18 protein-coding genes are annotated in these 13,601 nt (G+C 64.8%); 7 read left to right on the plus strand and 11 right to left on the minus strand.

Going from position 1 to position 13,601, the window contains the following annotated elements; translation table 11 throughout:
• Positions 1-56 precede the first annotated feature (56 nt).
• The 9 genes from H8B03_RS13890 to H8B03_RS13930 all read right to left on the minus strand — a co-directional run bounded on the left by H8B03_RS13890 (position 57) and on the right by H8B03_RS13930 (position 7,572).
• On the minus strand, positions 57-251 hold the full coding sequence (locus H8B03_RS13890) for a DUF2065 family protein (RefSeq protein WP_193142473.1): 195 nt from the start codon (positions 249-251) through the stop codon (positions 57-59).
• The gene (gene hflC / locus H8B03_RS13895; RefSeq protein ID WP_193142474.1) at positions 248-1,129 is read right to left on the minus strand and encodes a protease modulator HflC; all 882 of its coding nucleotides are present in this window, start codon (positions 1,127-1,129) and stop codon (positions 248-250) included. Before hflC ends, H8B03_RS13890 begins: the two co-directional genes overlap by 4 nt.
• Positions 1,130-1,140: 11 nt before the next feature.
• On the minus strand, positions 1,141-2,289 hold the full coding sequence (hflK, locus tag H8B03_RS13900; RefSeq protein WP_193142475.1) for an FtsH protease activity modulator HflK: 1,149 nt from the start codon (positions 2,287-2,289) through the stop codon (positions 1,141-1,143).
• Positions 2,290-2,355: 66 nt separating this feature from the next.
• Positions 2,356-3,714, minus strand: coding sequence for a glutathione-disulfide reductase (gene gor / locus H8B03_RS13905; RefSeq protein WP_193142476.1), 1,359 nt, complete (start codon positions 3,712-3,714; stop codon positions 2,356-2,358).
• A 24-nt stretch (positions 3,715-3,738) separates the two neighbouring features.
• Positions 3,739-4,518, minus strand: coding sequence for a ribose-5-phosphate isomerase RpiA (gene rpiA / locus H8B03_RS13910; RefSeq protein WP_193142477.1), 780 nt, complete (start codon positions 4,516-4,518; stop codon positions 3,739-3,741).
• A 73-nt stretch (positions 4,519-4,591) separates the two neighbouring features.
• Entirely contained in the window at positions 4,592-5,278 is a 687-nt protein-coding gene (locus H8B03_RS13915; RefSeq protein WP_193142478.1) for a thiamine diphosphokinase, read from the minus strand.
• On the minus strand, positions 5,275-5,517 hold the full coding sequence (locus H8B03_RS13920) for a DUF2842 domain-containing protein (RefSeq protein ID WP_193142479.1): 243 nt from the start codon (positions 5,515-5,517) through the stop codon (positions 5,275-5,277). Before H8B03_RS13920 ends, H8B03_RS13915 begins: the two co-directional genes overlap by 4 nt.
• Positions 5,518-5,577: 60 nt before the next feature.
• A complete protein-coding gene (locus tag H8B03_RS13925) occupies positions 5,578-6,873 on the minus strand; it encodes an adenylosuccinate synthase (protein ID WP_193142480.1) in 1,296 nt (431 codons plus the stop codon).
• A 132-nt stretch (positions 6,874-7,005) separates the two neighbouring features.
• Entirely contained in the window at positions 7,006-7,572 is a 567-nt protein-coding gene (locus H8B03_RS13930) for a carboxymuconolactone decarboxylase family protein (RefSeq protein WP_193142481.1), read from the minus strand.
• 143 nt (positions 7,573-7,715) lie between these two features.
• Between H8B03_RS13930 and H8B03_RS13935 the strand changes: the two genes are divergently transcribed.
• The 3 genes from H8B03_RS13935 to H8B03_RS13945 all read left to right on the plus strand — a co-directional run bounded on the left by H8B03_RS13935 (position 7,716) and on the right by H8B03_RS13945 (position 10,261).
• Complete coding sequence (locus H8B03_RS13935) at positions 7,716-8,321, plus strand: TetR/AcrR family transcriptional regulator (protein WP_193142482.1); 606 nt, start codon at positions 7,716-7,718, stop codon at positions 8,319-8,321.
• A gap of 63 nt (positions 8,322-8,384) precedes the next feature.
• Entirely contained in the window at positions 8,385-9,416 is a 1,032-nt protein-coding gene (locus H8B03_RS13940) for a M42 family metallopeptidase (protein WP_193142483.1), read from the plus strand.
• Positions 9,416-10,261 (plus strand): phosphatase PAP2 family protein, encoded by an 846-nt coding sequence (locus H8B03_RS13945; RefSeq protein WP_193142484.1) that lies wholly within the window; start codon positions 9,416-9,418, stop codon positions 10,259-10,261. Before H8B03_RS13940 ends, H8B03_RS13945 begins: the two co-directional genes overlap by 1 nt.
• On the opposite strand, the gene H8B03_RS13950 is transcribed toward H8B03_RS13945, so the two are convergent.
• Positions 10,246-10,749 carry a heme-binding protein gene (locus tag H8B03_RS13950; protein WP_193142485.1) on the minus strand — a complete coding sequence of 168 codons (504 nt, stop codon included), beginning with the start codon at positions 10,747-10,749 and terminating at the stop codon, positions 10,246-10,248. The genes H8B03_RS13945 and H8B03_RS13950 overlap by 16 nt on opposite strands.
• Positions 10,746-11,117, minus strand: coding sequence for a hypothetical protein (locus H8B03_RS13955; RefSeq protein WP_193142486.1), 372 nt, complete (start codon positions 11,115-11,117; stop codon positions 10,746-10,748). Before H8B03_RS13955 ends, H8B03_RS13950 begins: the two co-directional genes overlap by 4 nt.
• A 90-nt stretch (positions 11,118-11,207) precedes the next feature.
• On the opposite strand from H8B03_RS13955, the gene H8B03_RS13960 reads away from it, so the two are divergent.
• The 4 genes from H8B03_RS13960 (at position 11,208) to soxY (ending at position 13,591) form a co-directional block, all read left to right on the plus strand.
• Positions 11,208-11,948, plus strand: a complete 741-nt coding sequence (locus H8B03_RS13960; RefSeq protein ID WP_193142487.1) for a cytochrome c biogenesis CcdA family protein — start codon at positions 11,208-11,210, stop codon at positions 11,946-11,948.
• 11 nt (positions 11,949-11,959) lie between these two features.
• Positions 11,960-12,544: a thioredoxin family protein gene (locus tag H8B03_RS13965; RefSeq protein ID WP_193142488.1), complete on the plus strand. Its 585-nt coding sequence runs from the start codon at positions 11,960-11,962 to the stop codon at positions 12,542-12,544.
• A 119-nt stretch (positions 12,545-12,663) separates the two neighbouring features.
• Positions 12,664-13,143: a sulfur oxidation c-type cytochrome SoxX gene (soxX, locus tag H8B03_RS13970; RefSeq protein WP_193142489.1), complete on the plus strand. Its 480-nt coding sequence runs from the start codon at positions 12,664-12,666 to the stop codon at positions 13,141-13,143.
• A 31-nt stretch (positions 13,144-13,174) separates the two neighbouring features.
• Positions 13,175-13,591, plus strand: coding sequence for a thiosulfate oxidation carrier protein SoxY (gene soxY / locus H8B03_RS13975; RefSeq protein WP_193142490.1), 417 nt, complete (start codon positions 13,175-13,177; stop codon positions 13,589-13,591).
• Positions 13,592-13,601 lie beyond the last annotated feature (10 nt).

A 13,601-nucleotide genomic window follows, 5' to 3' on the forward strand; every position in this document is an offset into this window, starting at 1 on the left:
TCTCGATTACGCAGGCCAACCCGGTTCGGATCAACATTAGCCACGACTACAGCGATCTATCCGCCACCGGTGCCGCCGGTCAGCCACAACAGCAACACCCCGAACGCCAACGCGCCAAGCCCGAGGGCCCGGCGCGTGTCGATGGAAAGCGTGGCCAGAAAGGCGGCCAGATCTTCAAGTCGCTTCGGGGCCAGTGCCAGCACCAGCCCCTCGGCCACCAGGACAAACCCGATGGCCGTCAGGACGATCAATTATCGCGCCCCATGGAGCCATCCAGATAGTCGAAGAACTCGCTGTCCGGTGTGATGACCATGGACGAATTGCCGCCCTTGATCGCCCGCTCATAGGCGGTCAGCGACCGGTAGAACTCGAAGAAGTCCTGATCGGCACCATAGGCCTGCGCAAAGACGCGGTTGCGTTCAGCATCGGCTTCACCGCGGGTGATCTCGGCGTCCCGCGTGGATTCTGATACCAGTTCCACCACGGTCCGGTCGGCTTGCGCCCGCACCCGCTGGGCCGCTTCCTCGCCGCGCGCGATCTCGTCGGCGGCTTCGCGTTCCCGTTCCGCCCGCATCCGGGCAAAGGTGGCGTCAAGGTTCTGATCCGGAAGGTTGGTCTGCACGAGCCGCACGTCGACCACATCCAGCCCCAGCGCCGAGGCGCGCGCGGCGGACTGGTCGCGGATCCGGGTCATCAGTTCGGCCCGATCCGCCGACAGGATGGTGTTCGACGTGACCCCATCCGCACCCAGAACCTGACGGGTCTGGGTGGTGAGGATGCCGGCCAGACGATCCTCGGCGACGCGTAGCCCACCAACACCAACGGCCTGACGGAACTGAACCACATCGGCGATCCGGTAGCGCGCGAAGGCATCGACGATCAGGCGCCGGTCATCCGACGGCGTGACTTCGATGGGCGGCGTGTCCAGCGACAGGATGCGGTCGTCATAGCGCACGACCTCCTGGATGAAGGGGATCTTCATCGCCAATCCCGGGTCTTCCTTCACGGCCTTGATCTGGCCGAATTGCAGCACCAGGGCCTTCTGACGTTCATCGACGATGAACAGCGAGGACAGCACCAGCGCCCCGACCACAACCGCAGCCGGCAGCAGGAATGTTGCTTTCTTCATGCTCATTCTCCTTATTGCTGGGCGCTGTTGCGACGCAGCTCATTCAGCGGCAGGTAGGGCACGACGCCCTGCCCTGTGCCCGAGCCATTGTCGTTCAGGATGACCTTGTCGACGTCACCCAGAACCTTTTCCATGGTTTCCAGGTACAGACGCTTGCGGGTCACTTCCGGCGCGGCAGAGTATTCTTTCAGAACGGCGAGGAAACGGCTGGCCTCACCCTGAGCTTCGTTGACGACCTGCGCGCGATAGCCTTCGGCCTCTTCCAGAAGCTGTGCGGCTTCACCCCGTGCCCCGGCAAGAACCCGGTTGGCATAGGCGTCGGCCTGACGTTCCAGACGATCCCGTTCCTGCTCGGCGGCCTGCACTTCGCGGAAGGCGTCGATCACCTCGATCGGCGGGTCGGCCTTGGCAAGGTTGACCCGGACGATGTTGATGCCGCTGTCATAGCTTTCCAGCGTCGACTGGATCAGTTCCTGTGCGCTGGCTTCGATCATGCCGCGGTCGCGGTTCAGGATCGGCGCCAGTTCCGAACGCGCGATGATCTCGCGCATCGCCGATTCAGACACCGAGCGCACGGTCTGGACCGGGTCGCGCAGGTTGAACAGGAATTTCGCCGGGTCGTTGATGTTCCAGACCACCTGGAAGTCGATGTCGACGATGTTTTCGTCGGTGGTCAGCATCAGCCCGCCATCATCCCCGGTGTTGCGGCCGTCTCCGATGTCCTCGGATTGTTCGCGCGTCACCGGCAGAACCTCGTAGGTCACGAGGGGCCAGGGCGCGAAGTTCAGACCCGGATTGCCGGTCTGGCTGTATTTGCCAAGGAACAGTTCCACCGATTGTTCTTCCGGCTTCACGGTGTAGAGCGAGGCGAACACCCAAACGCCCACCAGCACGATAGCGCCCAGGCCGAGCGCCCCCTTGGACATCTTCGGACCGCCGCCAAAGCCGCCGCCCTTGCCGCCGCGGCCGCCCATCAGAACCTTGAGCTGTTCCTGGCCCTTGCGGACAATCTCGTCGATTTCTGGGATCTGGGGCTGATCGCCCTGTCCGGGACGGCGCCCGCCCCCGCGATTGTCGCCGCCGCTGCCATCGCCGCCGCCGCCGTTACCTGAATTACGGCCTCCGCCGCTTCCCCAGGGACCTCCGCTGTTTCCTGCCATGTGAAGCCTTCTTCCTGTTTCGTCTCAAGACGTCTTGAATTCTAGATGAGCGCACGAGCGGGAATATCAAGCCGTGCGCATGGGGTCCTTCATGGTGACCAGTTCCTCGGCCATGGTCGGATGCACCGCCACGGTGGCGTCGAACTGTTCCTTGGTGGCCCCCATTTTCACCGCAATGGCGGCCAGTTGGATCATCTCGCCGGCCTGCGGTGCCACAATGTGACAGCCCAGAACGCGGCGCGTTTCCTGACTGACAATCAGTTTCATCAGCACCCGGTCGTCGCGGCCCGCAAAGGCCGACTGCATCGCCTTGAACGAGGTGCAGTAGACCTCGATCGGCTCCTGTTCGCGGGCGGCCTCCTCGGTCAGACCCACGGTGCCCAGTTCCGGCTGGGTGAACACGGCAGAGGCCACGAGTTCGTGATCCGGTGCCGTGGGGTTGCCGTTGAACACGGTTTCCACGAAGGCCATGCCCTCGCGGATCGCGACCGGGGTCAGGTTGATCCGGTTGGTCACATCCCCAATAGCATAGATCGACGGCACCGCGGTCTGCGAATACTGGTCCACGACCACTTCGCCGCGGCGGCCGATCTCGACGCCCAGTTCCTCAAGCCCCAGACCCTCGGTATTGGGCACGCGGCCGGTGGCATACATGACTTTCTCATAGGTGCGGTGCGAGCCGTCGGTGGCCTTGACCCAGATGCCTTCGGCGCCGCGATCCTCCATCTCGACCACATTGGTGCCGGTGTGCAGCGTGACGCCGCCTTCGATCATCTTTTCGGCCACCAGCCCGCGCGCCTCGTCATCGAAGCCGCGCAGGATCTGCGCGCCACGATAAAACTGTGTAACTTCGACGCCCAAACCATTGAGAATGCACGCGAACTCACATGCAATGAAGCCGCCGCCGACAATCAGAATCGACTTGGGCAACTGCTCAAGATGGAAGATGTCGTTCGAGGTGATGACATGTTCGGCACCGTCCATCTCGGGCACGAAGGGACGCCCGCCGGTGGCGACCAGTATGTGCTTGGCGGTATAGGTTGTGCCATCGGCCAGTTCCACCGTATGCGGATCGCGGATCACGGCGCGCTGGTTGTGCCAGTCCACGTCGTTGCGGGTCAGGATGCCCTGATAGACCCCTTCCAGCCGGTCCAGTTCCGCCTCGAGCTTGCCACGAAACCCCGGCCAGTCCAACTCGCCGTTGGAAACGTCCCAGCCATAGCCGCGCGCATCGTCGAACACCGCGCGGTAGGAGGACGCAAACACCATCAGCTTCTTCGGCACGCAGCCCCGGATCACACAGGTGCCGCCCATACGGCTTTCCTCGGCCAGACCAACCCTGGCCCCGCCCTGCGCCGCCACGCGGGCCGCGCGCACACCGCCGGACCCGCCACCGATCACGAAAAGGTCGAAATCAAAACTCATACCGCGTCTCCTGAAACTGCGTCGTCATGCTGCCGGAAGGGCCGCTGCCTCGGCCGGGTCGACCCGGGCAAGAACTGGCGCCGATCCATCCGCACGACGGGTTTCCACGCGCCCGTCGGGATGGCCAATCACAACCGCGTCACACAGGCCCAGGAACAGTCCGGTTTCCACCACGCCGGGGATCTGCAGCAGTGCTGCGGCCAGATCCGCCGGGGCGTCGATCCGCGCCAGCGCCAGGTCGACGATGTGGTTGCCCTCGTCGGTGACGAAGGGCGCATCACCCTGCATCCGCAGCCGGCTGCTGCGTGCGCCCACGGCAGCGGTTTCCAGCACCTTGTCGATCAGCTTGCTTGTGACGCCCTTGCCGAACGGCGTGATCTCGACCGGCAGGGGGAAAGCGCCCAGTTGCGCCACGTCCTTGCTGGGATCGGTGATGACCACCATCCGGTTCGAGGCCGCCGCCACGATCTTTTCCTGAAGATGCGCGCCGCCGCCGCCCTTGATCAGGTTCAGCGCCGGGTCGAATTCATCGGCCCCGTCGATGGTCAGGTCCAGCCATCCGGCTTCGTCCAGCGTGACCACCCTCAGACCCTGCGCCCGCGCCAGATCGCCGGTCCGGGTCGAAGTCGGCACGCAGGTCAGCGACAGCCCTTCCCGCGCCACACGGGCGGCCAGTGCCCGCACCATCCAGTTCGCGGTCGAGCCGGTGCCCAACCCCAGTTTCATACCGTCTTCGACAAGATCCACCGCGCCGCGCGCCGCGGCGAATTTTCCGGCATCAGCCTGAGAAAGAGGTTCGGACATCAGTGACTCCCTGCAACTGGCCATATCTATACGCAGCCTTTGACCCGGCTGCGAGGGCAATAGGGCAAAAAGCTCAGCCTTCGGCCCACCGAGGCGCGGCCTCCAGCGCTTCCAGCAGCACATTCAGTCGTCCACGCGGCAGGAAGACCAGCATTCGTGGCGCATCCAATGTCAGATGTACCGGGCCGGTGGCGCGGTTCGAGGTGCCGATGGCGCCATCCGGCGCGAACCCCTGTCCGTCGATCGGCCATTCCAGCCCGCTGCTCTGCCCGGTCACAGCCCCCATGGGAAACAGGGATACGCGGCAGCCCGGTTCCAGCGGCAGCGCGATCTCGGGCGGCAGCAGGGTGATGGCCTCGGACTTGTTGATCAGCACGCAGCGCCGGGTCGGATGGCGGACCAGCGTGTTGAAGACCGCCAGCGTGTGGTCAAGACGCCGGGCGGTGAACCCCACGCCCAGCACCAGTGGTGCTGCGATGCGGGTCAGGCATTTCTCGAAATCGGTGCTGTCCTGATCGGGGATGTGGTGCTGCACCTGCGGGGACAGTTCCGCGCGCCCCGCCGCGGTCAGCGAATCCATGTCGCCGATCACCGCGTCCGGGCGCAAGCCCCGGCCCAGGATTGCATCGGCACCGCCATCGGCAGCCACCAGCACGGGACCACGGGTAAGGCAGGTGTGCAGATCCTTGTCGCGCAGCCCGCCGCCGCCCACCAGCGTGACCGGCGTCTGCGTGGTGACCAGAGGCTCGGGCGCTGTCACGGCGATTTGCCCTCCTCGCCGGTTTCGGCGTCAGGGTCGGGCTTGCCGATGCCGCGGAATACGAAGCGGAACGGGATCGCCCAGAGCAGGCCCAGCAGAACATAGACCAGCAATTCGACCACGAAGGGCGGCCGGTCCAGCAGGTTCAGCACGGTGACCACCGCGACAACATAGGCCGGCATCCCCACCAGCAGGATCACCAGCGACCAGCGACGGCGGGCTTTGTACGACAGGGCCATGGGCAATTTCTCCGCATCCTTTGCCCCGGCAACTGTGCGCCGGGGCGGGGAAGTCAAGGATCAGTCCGCGAAAGGATCCGTCACCAGGATGGTGTCTTCGCGTTCCGGCGAGGTCGACAGAAGCGCAACCGGGCAGTCGATCAGCTCTTCGACCCGGCGCACGTACTTGATGGCATTGGCCGGAAGATCGGCCCAGCTGCGCGCTCCTTCGGTGCTTTCGGACCAGCCCGGCATTTCTTCATAGATCGGTTTGCAGCGGGCCTGCTGGTCGGCGGCGGTGGGCAGATAGTCCAGCCGCGCGCCGTCCAGATCGTAGCCGACGCAGATCTTCAGGGTTTCGAACCCGTCCAGCACATCTAGCTTGGTCAGCGAGATGCCGGTGACACCCGAGGTGGCACAGGTCTGGCGCACAAGCGCGGCGTCGAACCAGCCGCAGCGGCGCTTGCGCCCGGTGGTGGTCCCGAACTCATGACCGCGTTCGCCCAGCCGCTGGCCATCGTCGTCGTCCAGCTCGGTCGGGAACGGCCCTTCGCCGACGCGGGTGGTATAGGCTTTCACGATCCCCAGCACATAGTCGATGGAGCCCGGCCCGATGCCGACCCCGGTGGCCGCCTGCCCGGCGATCACATTCGACGAGGTGACGAAGGGATAGGTGCCGAAATCAATGTCCAGCAACGCGCCCTGCGCACCTTCAAACAGGATCCGTTTGCCGGCCTTGCGCTTTTCGTTCAGCACCTTCCAGACCGGGGCCGCATAGGGCAGGATCTGCGCCGCGATCTCCTTGAGCTGGGCAACCAGCCCGTCGCGATCCACGGCCTCGATCCCCAGACCCTTGCGCAGCGGATCGTGGTGCTGCAACGCGCGGTCCACGCGGGCCTCGAGCGTGGCATCATCGGCCAGATCCGCCACGCGGACCGACCGGCGGCCAACCTTGTCTTCATAGGCCGGACCGATGCCACGGCCGGTGGTGCCGATCTTGGTGCCTTTCGAGGCAGCTTCCTCGCGGGCGCGATCCAGCTCGCCATGGATGGGCAGGATCAGCGGCGTGTTCTCGGCGATCATCAGGGTTTCCGGAGTGATTTCCACGCCCTGCGCCTGCACGGTGGCGATCTCCTTGACCAGATGCCAGGGGTCCAGCACCACGCCGTTGCCGATCACCGACAGCTTGCCGCCACGCACCACACCCGAGGGCAGCGCATGCAGTTTGTAGACCTTGCCATCGATGACAAGCGTATGGCCGGCATTGTGCCCGCCCTGGAAGCGCGCGATCACATCCGCCCGCTCGCTGAGCCAGTCGACAATCTTGCCTTTGCCTTCGTCGCCCCACTGGGCGCCTACGACGACCACATTGGCCATGGGAAACTCCTCGTCCTGTGCCGGTCTTCAAACCCGAGCCGTCTTAGCTTGCCCAAGGCGCGGACGAAAGCCCCAATGCCAAGAGGCGACCCTTGGGCGGCCGCCTCTTGGTGTCACAGGGGAGGAACCGGATCAGGCGGCCTGATCTGACTTCTTTTCCCATGCGAACTTCTGCATCACCTCGTCCACCGGGGTCTGGGCGATGTGATTGACGTAATTCGACATCACCTTCTGGCTGATGCCCAGGATGACTTCCAGAACCTGCTGGGGGCCATAACCGGCGGCATAGAAGGCGGCAAGCTGCGCCTCGGACACCTCGCCGCGCTGGCGCACCATGGCCAGGGTGAAGGTCCGCAGGGCTTCCAGCGCGTCATTTCCCAACGGTGCTTCGTTGCGCAGCGCTTCGCTGAGCGCGGGATCGACGCCCATCATGTTGGCAATGCCGGTGTGGGCAGGCACGCAGTAGTGGCAGCCATGTTCGACGTTGATCGCCTGCCAGACAACCGTCAGTTCGTCCTTGTCGAGGCTGGAGTTCTGAAACGCGGCGTGCGCCTGCTGGTACACGTCCAGAAGACCCGGCGCTCCGGCCATCACCTTGTGCAGACCCGGCAAACGACCAAAGGCCTTTTGCGATTTTTCCAGAAACGGTTTGGCGGCCTGGGGGGCTGTGTCGAGGTCGTAGGACGGAAAATCGGTCATCAGGGGTTCCTTTCTGGTGTTGCACGCCGATGTGCCCTATCTAGCCCCATGGAGCGGTTGCTCAAGTCTCTTTTTGAACGATCACTCAAGCGTGAGATCACAGCACCCTGTGCATCCGTGAAACGCCGCGCTATATCTGGGCCATGACCATTCGTTCCAAATCCCACGACCGCGACAAGGCGCTGTCCCGCGCACGCGACCTGTTCTGGAAACAGGGGTTCCATGCGACCTCGTTGAAGGACATCGAAGCGGCCCTGCGCATGCATCCGGGCAGCATCTATGCCGCCTTCGGCAACAAGGAGACGCTGTTCCGCATGGCGTTGGAACGGTATGCTCAGGAAATCGCCGAAAGCCGTCAGAAAATTCTGGATGCGGCCCCCGATGTTCTGGAAGGACTGGCGCGTTTCGTGGAATCGGCGCACCCGGTGGTACGGGACGATGTCCCGCAACCGGCGTGCTTCCTGGCCAAGACCGGCATGGACACGGGCCTGACCCAACCGGCTCTGCGCGCCGCGATTCTGGATCTGCTGGACCGCAGCGAGGCCTCGTTTGTCGCGATCTACCGGCAGGCGCAGGCCGAGGGCGCCCTGCCCGCGTCGCTCGACCCCAGCCAGACAGCCCGGCGCCTGCAAGCCACGCTGACCGGCATCGGCGTCTATGCCATGCGCCCGGACCGCCGCGAACAAGCCCGCGACATGGCCGCCGATCTGGCACGCGAAATCCGGGCGATGCGGGTTCTGGCCTCCTGACAGGCTGGACAGCCGCATGCCTATCGGTCACCGATAGCCCGACGCACAATCCCGAGGATCCCCATGAACATCGACCTGCTGAAACGGCTTTGCGAAACCCCCGGCGTGCCCGGACAGGAGGATCGCGTCCGCGACCTGATCCGCGCTGAAATCGACGGGCTGTTCGATGAGGTGCGCGAAGACAACATGGGCTCGTTGCTGTGCCGCCGGAATGGCAAGGGCGACGCGCCGCAGAAGATCATGCTGCTGTGCCACATGGACGAGATCGGCTTTCTGGTCAGCCACATCACCGACAAGGGCTTTTGCTACCTGCAGCCCGTCGGCGGCTTCGATCCGCGCAACCTGTTCTCGCGCCGCGTGCGCGTCTGCACCGAAGGCGGCGATCTGCCCGGCGTGATGAACCCCGGCGGTCGCCCGGTCCACATTGCCACCCCCGAGGAACGCAAGAAGGTGCCCGAAGTGGCCGAATTTTTCGTCGACCTGGGCCTGGGCGAGGCCACCGCGGATCACGTCAGGATCGGCGACATGGTGGTGATGGAAGAACCCTTCGTCGAAATGGGCGACAAGATCGTGTCCAAGGCGCTGGACAACCGCATCGCCTGCTGGCTGGGCATCGAAGCCGTGCGCGCCATGGGCGATCACGCGGCCGAGGCCGAGATCCACGTCGCCTTCACCTGTCAGGAAGAGGTTGGCCTGCGCGGTGCCCGCACCGCCGCCTTCGCCGTGCGCCCCGACATCGGCATCGGCGTCGACACCACGCTGGCCTGCGACACCCCCGGCGTGCCGGAACAGGATGCCACCACGGTACAGGGCAAGGGCGTGGGCATCCACCTGCGCGACGGCTCTTTCATCGCCGATCGCGGGCTGGTGACGACCTTCGAACAACTGGCCGAGGCCAATGACATCGTCTGGCAGCGCACCATGCTGCGGTCGGGCGGTCAGGACGGCGCCGCCGCCCAGCAGGCCGCCGCCGGGGCCCGCGCCATCGGCATCGTGGTCGGCACCCGCTATATCCACACGGTGACCGAGATGATCCACAAAAGCGATCTGGAAGCCGCCCGTGACCTGCTGGCCGCCTATCTGAAGTCGGTGTGATGCGCCGGATCTTCCGTCCGGGGCTTGCCGCCGCGCGGAAGGTCCAGACCACTCTGCCCGGCTCAACGCTCAGCCGCTGGCTGCTCTGGCCCGCGCTGGCCTTGCTGCTTGCGGCGGCGACGCTGTTTCTGGGCGGTGGCTATCACGCCGGGTTTGCCACGCTGAACGGATTGATGCCACTGGCGCCGCCCGTGGTCTGGGCCGTGCTGACCGAGTTCGGCGACACCGCCGTCGCGCTTTGCCTGCTGCTGGTGCTGCTGCCGGGGCGCTGGTATCTGGCGTGGCCGGTGCTGATCGCCAGCGTCTTTGGAACCGCTTTCACACATGTCTTCAAAGGCTTCTGGCCTGTTCTTCGGCCATCTGGCTTGTTGTCGCCCGACCAGTTCCACAGCGTCGGCGCATTGACTGCGGACCAGAGCTTTCCTTCCGGTCACAGCCAGACCGCCCTGACGCTGGCGGGGTTCGTCATGGTCTGTTGCCCGCCCCCCTGGGCGCGGGCGCTGGCCCTTGCGGGTGGTCTGGCGGTTGCGCTCAGCCGGGTGCCGGTGGGGATGCACTGGCCCATCGACACGCTGGTCGGCGCGGCGGGCGGGCTGGTCTGCGTCTGGCTGGGGCTGGAGATGGCCCGCCGCCTGCCCCAAGGCACCACCCTTGTGGTGGTGGGCGGCCTGACCGGGCTGAGCCTGCTGGCCGCCTGCCTGCTTCTGACCGGCCATCCCCCGGCCAATCCGCTGGCGCATGGGGCGATGGCGCTGGTCGGCGCGCTGTCGTTGCTGGCGTTCGTCGGACAGGTGGCGCGCGGCGGCCTGCGCCGCGCGAAGGCCCGCGATCAGAAGGCGATCTGATCCTCGATCGCGGCGATGCCGGCCTCGGCGCATTCATCGTCCAGGCTCGGACCCGGCGCCCCCGACACGCCGATCCCCGCGACGATGGAGCCGTCGCCATCCTGCACCACCAGTCCGCCACCCAGCGGCAGGGCCAGGTCGAGGAAGCGGATGCCATAGGACTCCGACCCCGGCGCCGTGGTCGCGTTGAGCTCGCTGGTGCCGGCGCGGAAGGACACCGACGTCCACGCCTTGCGGAACGAGGTGTCCTGCACATGCGCCCCGGCGAACCGGTCGCGCAGAAACACCTGTGGCACGCCGAAACGATCCACCACGGTGACGCCCACCTGGTAGCCGCCGGCCCGGCAATGCTCCAGCGCGGCCTGCGCGGCCTGCAAGGCCACTTCGGGTTTCAGCACCTTGAAGGTGACGAAGGCGTCGTCGTCCTGGGCAGTGGCACAGGTGGCGACAAGGGTCGCGGCCAGCGCGATGGGGGCGATACGGGTCATGATGGTCCTCCCTTAAAATCCGTATTATTTGTTAACAAGTTGGCAAGCATCCACCAGAACATCTCCTCCCCCGGATAGCCCTCGATCCGAGCCAGTTCGCGGCCTTCGTCGACCAGAATGAAGGTGGGGGTGAAGACGACCTTGCCTTGCAGGCTCAGGTCCGGTGGCAAGGGTTGGTGCAGATCCACGCGGCGCAGCGGGGCAAAGGCGCCCTCGGGCGTTTTCGGATAGACCGGCCCGACCGCCACATTCCATCGCGCACAGTATTGGCAGCCCGCCTGCTCGACCATCACCAGTTCAAAGGCCGCTGCCTGCACCGCCAGCACGATCCCCGTCAGCGCGGCCAGAAGCCTTCGCGTGATTTTCATGGCCTGCTGCGCTCCTGCACAATTGACGGCTGAATTTCTGGAATCGTATTATAAGAATATGTCTCCATCAAGCGGCTGGGAGGAATGTTCTTGTTCGAAGTTTCGGTGATCGGCGCGCTTGCAGGTGGGCTGCTGGTGTTTTTCTCTCCCTGCATCCTGCCCATCGTGCCATTTTATCTCAGCTATATGGCCGGGGCGAGCATGGCCGAAATCCAGGCCGATGGCACCCTGCCGCCGGGCCTGCGGCGGCGCGCGGTGCTGGCCTCGGTGATGTTCTCGGCCGGAATCATCACCGTTTTCGTGCTGCTGGGCGCGGCGGCCTTCAGCCTCAGCCAGACCTTTCGCGGCTACCAGACCGAGTTTCGCCTGTTCGCCGCGGCGGTGGTGCTGCTGATGGGCCTGCATTTTCTGGGGGTGATCCGCATCGGGTTTCTGAACCGCAGTTTCAGCATGGGCGGCGGCCAGACCGAACAGATGTCGATCATGGGCGCCTTCGTGGTGGGACTGGCTTTCGCCGCCGGCTGGACGCCTTGCGTGGGCGGCGTGCTGACCGCCGTGGTGTTCCAGGCCAGCCAGGAAGCCACCGCCCAACGCGGGCTGTTCCTGCTGCTGATCTTCGGGCTGGGCATGACCCTGCCCTTCGTGGTCGCGGCGGGTTTCATCGGCCCGTTCCTGCGCTTTGCCAGCCGCTTCCGGCGCCACCTTGGCACGGTCGAAAAGGCCATGGGCGGGGTGCTGATCCTGTTTGCCGTGCTGATCGCCACCGATTCCGTCAACCAGATCGCCAACTGGATGCTGCAGACCTTCCCCGTTTTCCAAGCCCTGACCTGAGGAGGATCCCCATGCCCCGCCTGCTGACCACCCTTGCGCTGCTTCTTGGCCTTGCCGCCGGGACCACCACCGCCGCAGAACTGGGCGACGACGGGCTGCACAAGACCGACTGGATGCGCGACACCTTCAAGGATCTGCGCGAGGATCTGGACGAGGCCAACGCCGAAGGCAAACGCCTGGCCCTGATCTTCGAACAGCGCGGCTGCATCTATTGCACCAAGATGCACACCGAGGTGTTCCCGCGTCCGGAAATCGCCGAATTCATTTCTCAGAATTATTTCGTGTTGCAACTGAACCTGCACGGCGATCTTGAGGTCACCGACTTCGACGGCGAGGTTCTGAGCGAAAAGCAGATGGCCCGAAAATGGGGCCTGCTGTTCACCCCGACGATTCTGTTTTTGCCCGAGGACGTGCCCGAAGGACTGTCGGCACAGCAGGCCGCCGTCGCGATCATGCCGGGGGCTTTCGAGGCGGCGACCACGCTCGACCTCCTGGTCTGGGTGCACGAGAACCGCTATGACACTACCGATGGAGAAGATTTCCAGCGGTATCACGCCCGCAGGATCGAAGAAAGAAAGTCCACCAAGGCGCCCTAGTCAGGCTCATAATCCTGCACAAAGCGACGCACCGGAATTTTAATCTTGCGCTAGGGTAAATCAATAACATACATCTGAATGTGATAACGCCAGTTCCAGCTTCGACTTTGGGAGGAGACATGAAGCCATTTGCGACCACGGCGGTAGCGGCAACGCTTGCGGCAGGGGCAGCCCTAGCCAGCGAAACCGCACCGGGAGATGTCGTCTTTGACGAATACGGGGCGGTAGAGGTCTCCTTGACCGGCGCGGCCGGTGATCCTCAACGCGGCGCCGAGATCATCACCGCCCGATCCAAGGGCAATTGCATCGCCTGCCACGAAGTCACCGCGCTGAAGGATGCGCCCTTCCACGGCGAGGTCGGCCCCATTCTGGACGGCGCGGGATCGCGCTGGACCGAGGCTGAATTGCGCGGTCTGGTGGCCAATTCGAAGATGACCTTCGATGGCACCGTGATGCCGGCCTTCTACAAGACCACCGGCTTCATCCGCCCCGGCGATGCCTATACCGGCAAAGCGGCTCCGGCCGACCTGCCACCGATCCTGACCGCTCAGGAAATCGAAGATGTGGTCGCCTACCTTGCAACGCTCAAGGATGAGTGATCCCAGACCTTTCCCATTCAAGGAGAATGCCATGTCCCTGACACGACGCGACACGCTTGCGCTCGGCATTGGCGCGGTCAGCCTGGCCGCGCTGCCGTTGCGGGCCAATGCCGCCGTTGACGACGCCATCGCCGCCTTTACCGGCGGGGCCGCCGTTTCCGACGGCGGTGTCGATCTGAACGCCCCCGAAATTGCCGAGAACGGCAACACCGTGCCGATCGAAGTCGGCGCTGACGGGGCCGCGGCGATCATGTTGCTGGCCGCGGGCAACCCGACGCCTTCGGTCGCCACCTTCAATTTCGGCAAGCTCGCCGGTGCCGGGTCGGCCTCGACCCGCATCCGCCTTGCCGGCACCCAGGATGTCATCGCCATCGCCCGGATGGAAGACGGCAGCTTCAAGCGGGCGCAAGCCAACGTCAAAGTCACCATCGGCGGCTGCGGCGGCTAAGACAGGAGAA

Source organism: Meridianimarinicoccus sp. MJW13 (genome assembly GCF_014901205.1).
Taxonomy (GTDB): Bacteria; Pseudomonadota; Alphaproteobacteria; order Rhodobacterales; family Rhodobacteraceae; genus Meridianimarinicoccus.

Coding starts and splice junctions, on each gene's coding strand:
- hflC (WP_193142474.1), bottom strand. CDS start 1,129: ATGAAGAAAGCAACATTCCTGCTGCCGGCTGCGGTTGTGGTCGGGGCG.
- hflK (WP_193142475.1), bottom strand. CDS start 2,289: ATGGCAGGAAACAGCGGAGGTCCCTGGGGAAGCGGCGGAGGCCGTAAT.
- gor (WP_193142476.1), bottom strand. CDS start 3,714: ATGAGTTTTGATTTCGACCTTTTCGTGATCGGTGGCGGGTCCGGCGGT.
- rpiA (WP_193142477.1), bottom strand. CDS start 4,518: ATGTCCGAACCTCTTTCTCAGGCTGATGCCGGAAAATTCGCCGCGGCG.
- H8B03_RS13920 (WP_193142479.1), bottom strand. CDS start 5,517: ATGGCCCTGTCGTACAAAGCCCGCCGTCGCTGGTCGCTGGTGATCCTG.
- H8B03_RS13925 (WP_193142480.1), bottom strand. CDS start 6,873: ATGGCCAATGTGGTCGTCGTAGGCGCCCAGTGGGGCGACGAAGGCAAA.
- H8B03_RS13930 (WP_193142481.1), bottom strand. CDS start 7,572: ATGACCGATTTTCCGTCCTACGACCTCGACACAGCCCCCCAGGCCGCC.
- H8B03_RS13935 (WP_193142482.1), top strand. CDS start 7,716: ATGACCATTCGTTCCAAATCCCACGACCGCGACAAGGCGCTGTCCCGC.
- H8B03_RS13940 (WP_193142483.1), top strand. CDS start 8,385: ATGAACATCGACCTGCTGAAACGGCTTTGCGAAACCCCCGGCGTGCCC.
- H8B03_RS13945 (WP_193142484.1), top strand. CDS start 9,416: ATGCGCCGGATCTTCCGTCCGGGGCTTGCCGCCGCGCGGAAGGTCCAG.
- H8B03_RS13950 (WP_193142485.1), bottom strand. CDS start 10,749: ATGACCCGTATCGCCCCCATCGCGCTGGCCGCGACCCTTGTCGCCACC.
- H8B03_RS13955 (WP_193142486.1), bottom strand. CDS start 11,117: ATGAAAATCACGCGAAGGCTTCTGGCCGCGCTGACGGGGATCGTGCTG.
- H8B03_RS13965 (WP_193142488.1), top strand. CDS start 11,960: ATGCCCCGCCTGCTGACCACCCTTGCGCTGCTTCTTGGCCTTGCCGCC.
- soxX (WP_193142489.1), top strand. CDS start 12,664: ATGAAGCCATTTGCGACCACGGCGGTAGCGGCAACGCTTGCGGCAGGG.
- soxY (WP_193142490.1), top strand. CDS start 13,175: ATGTCCCTGACACGACGCGACACGCTTGCGCTCGGCATTGGCGCGGTC.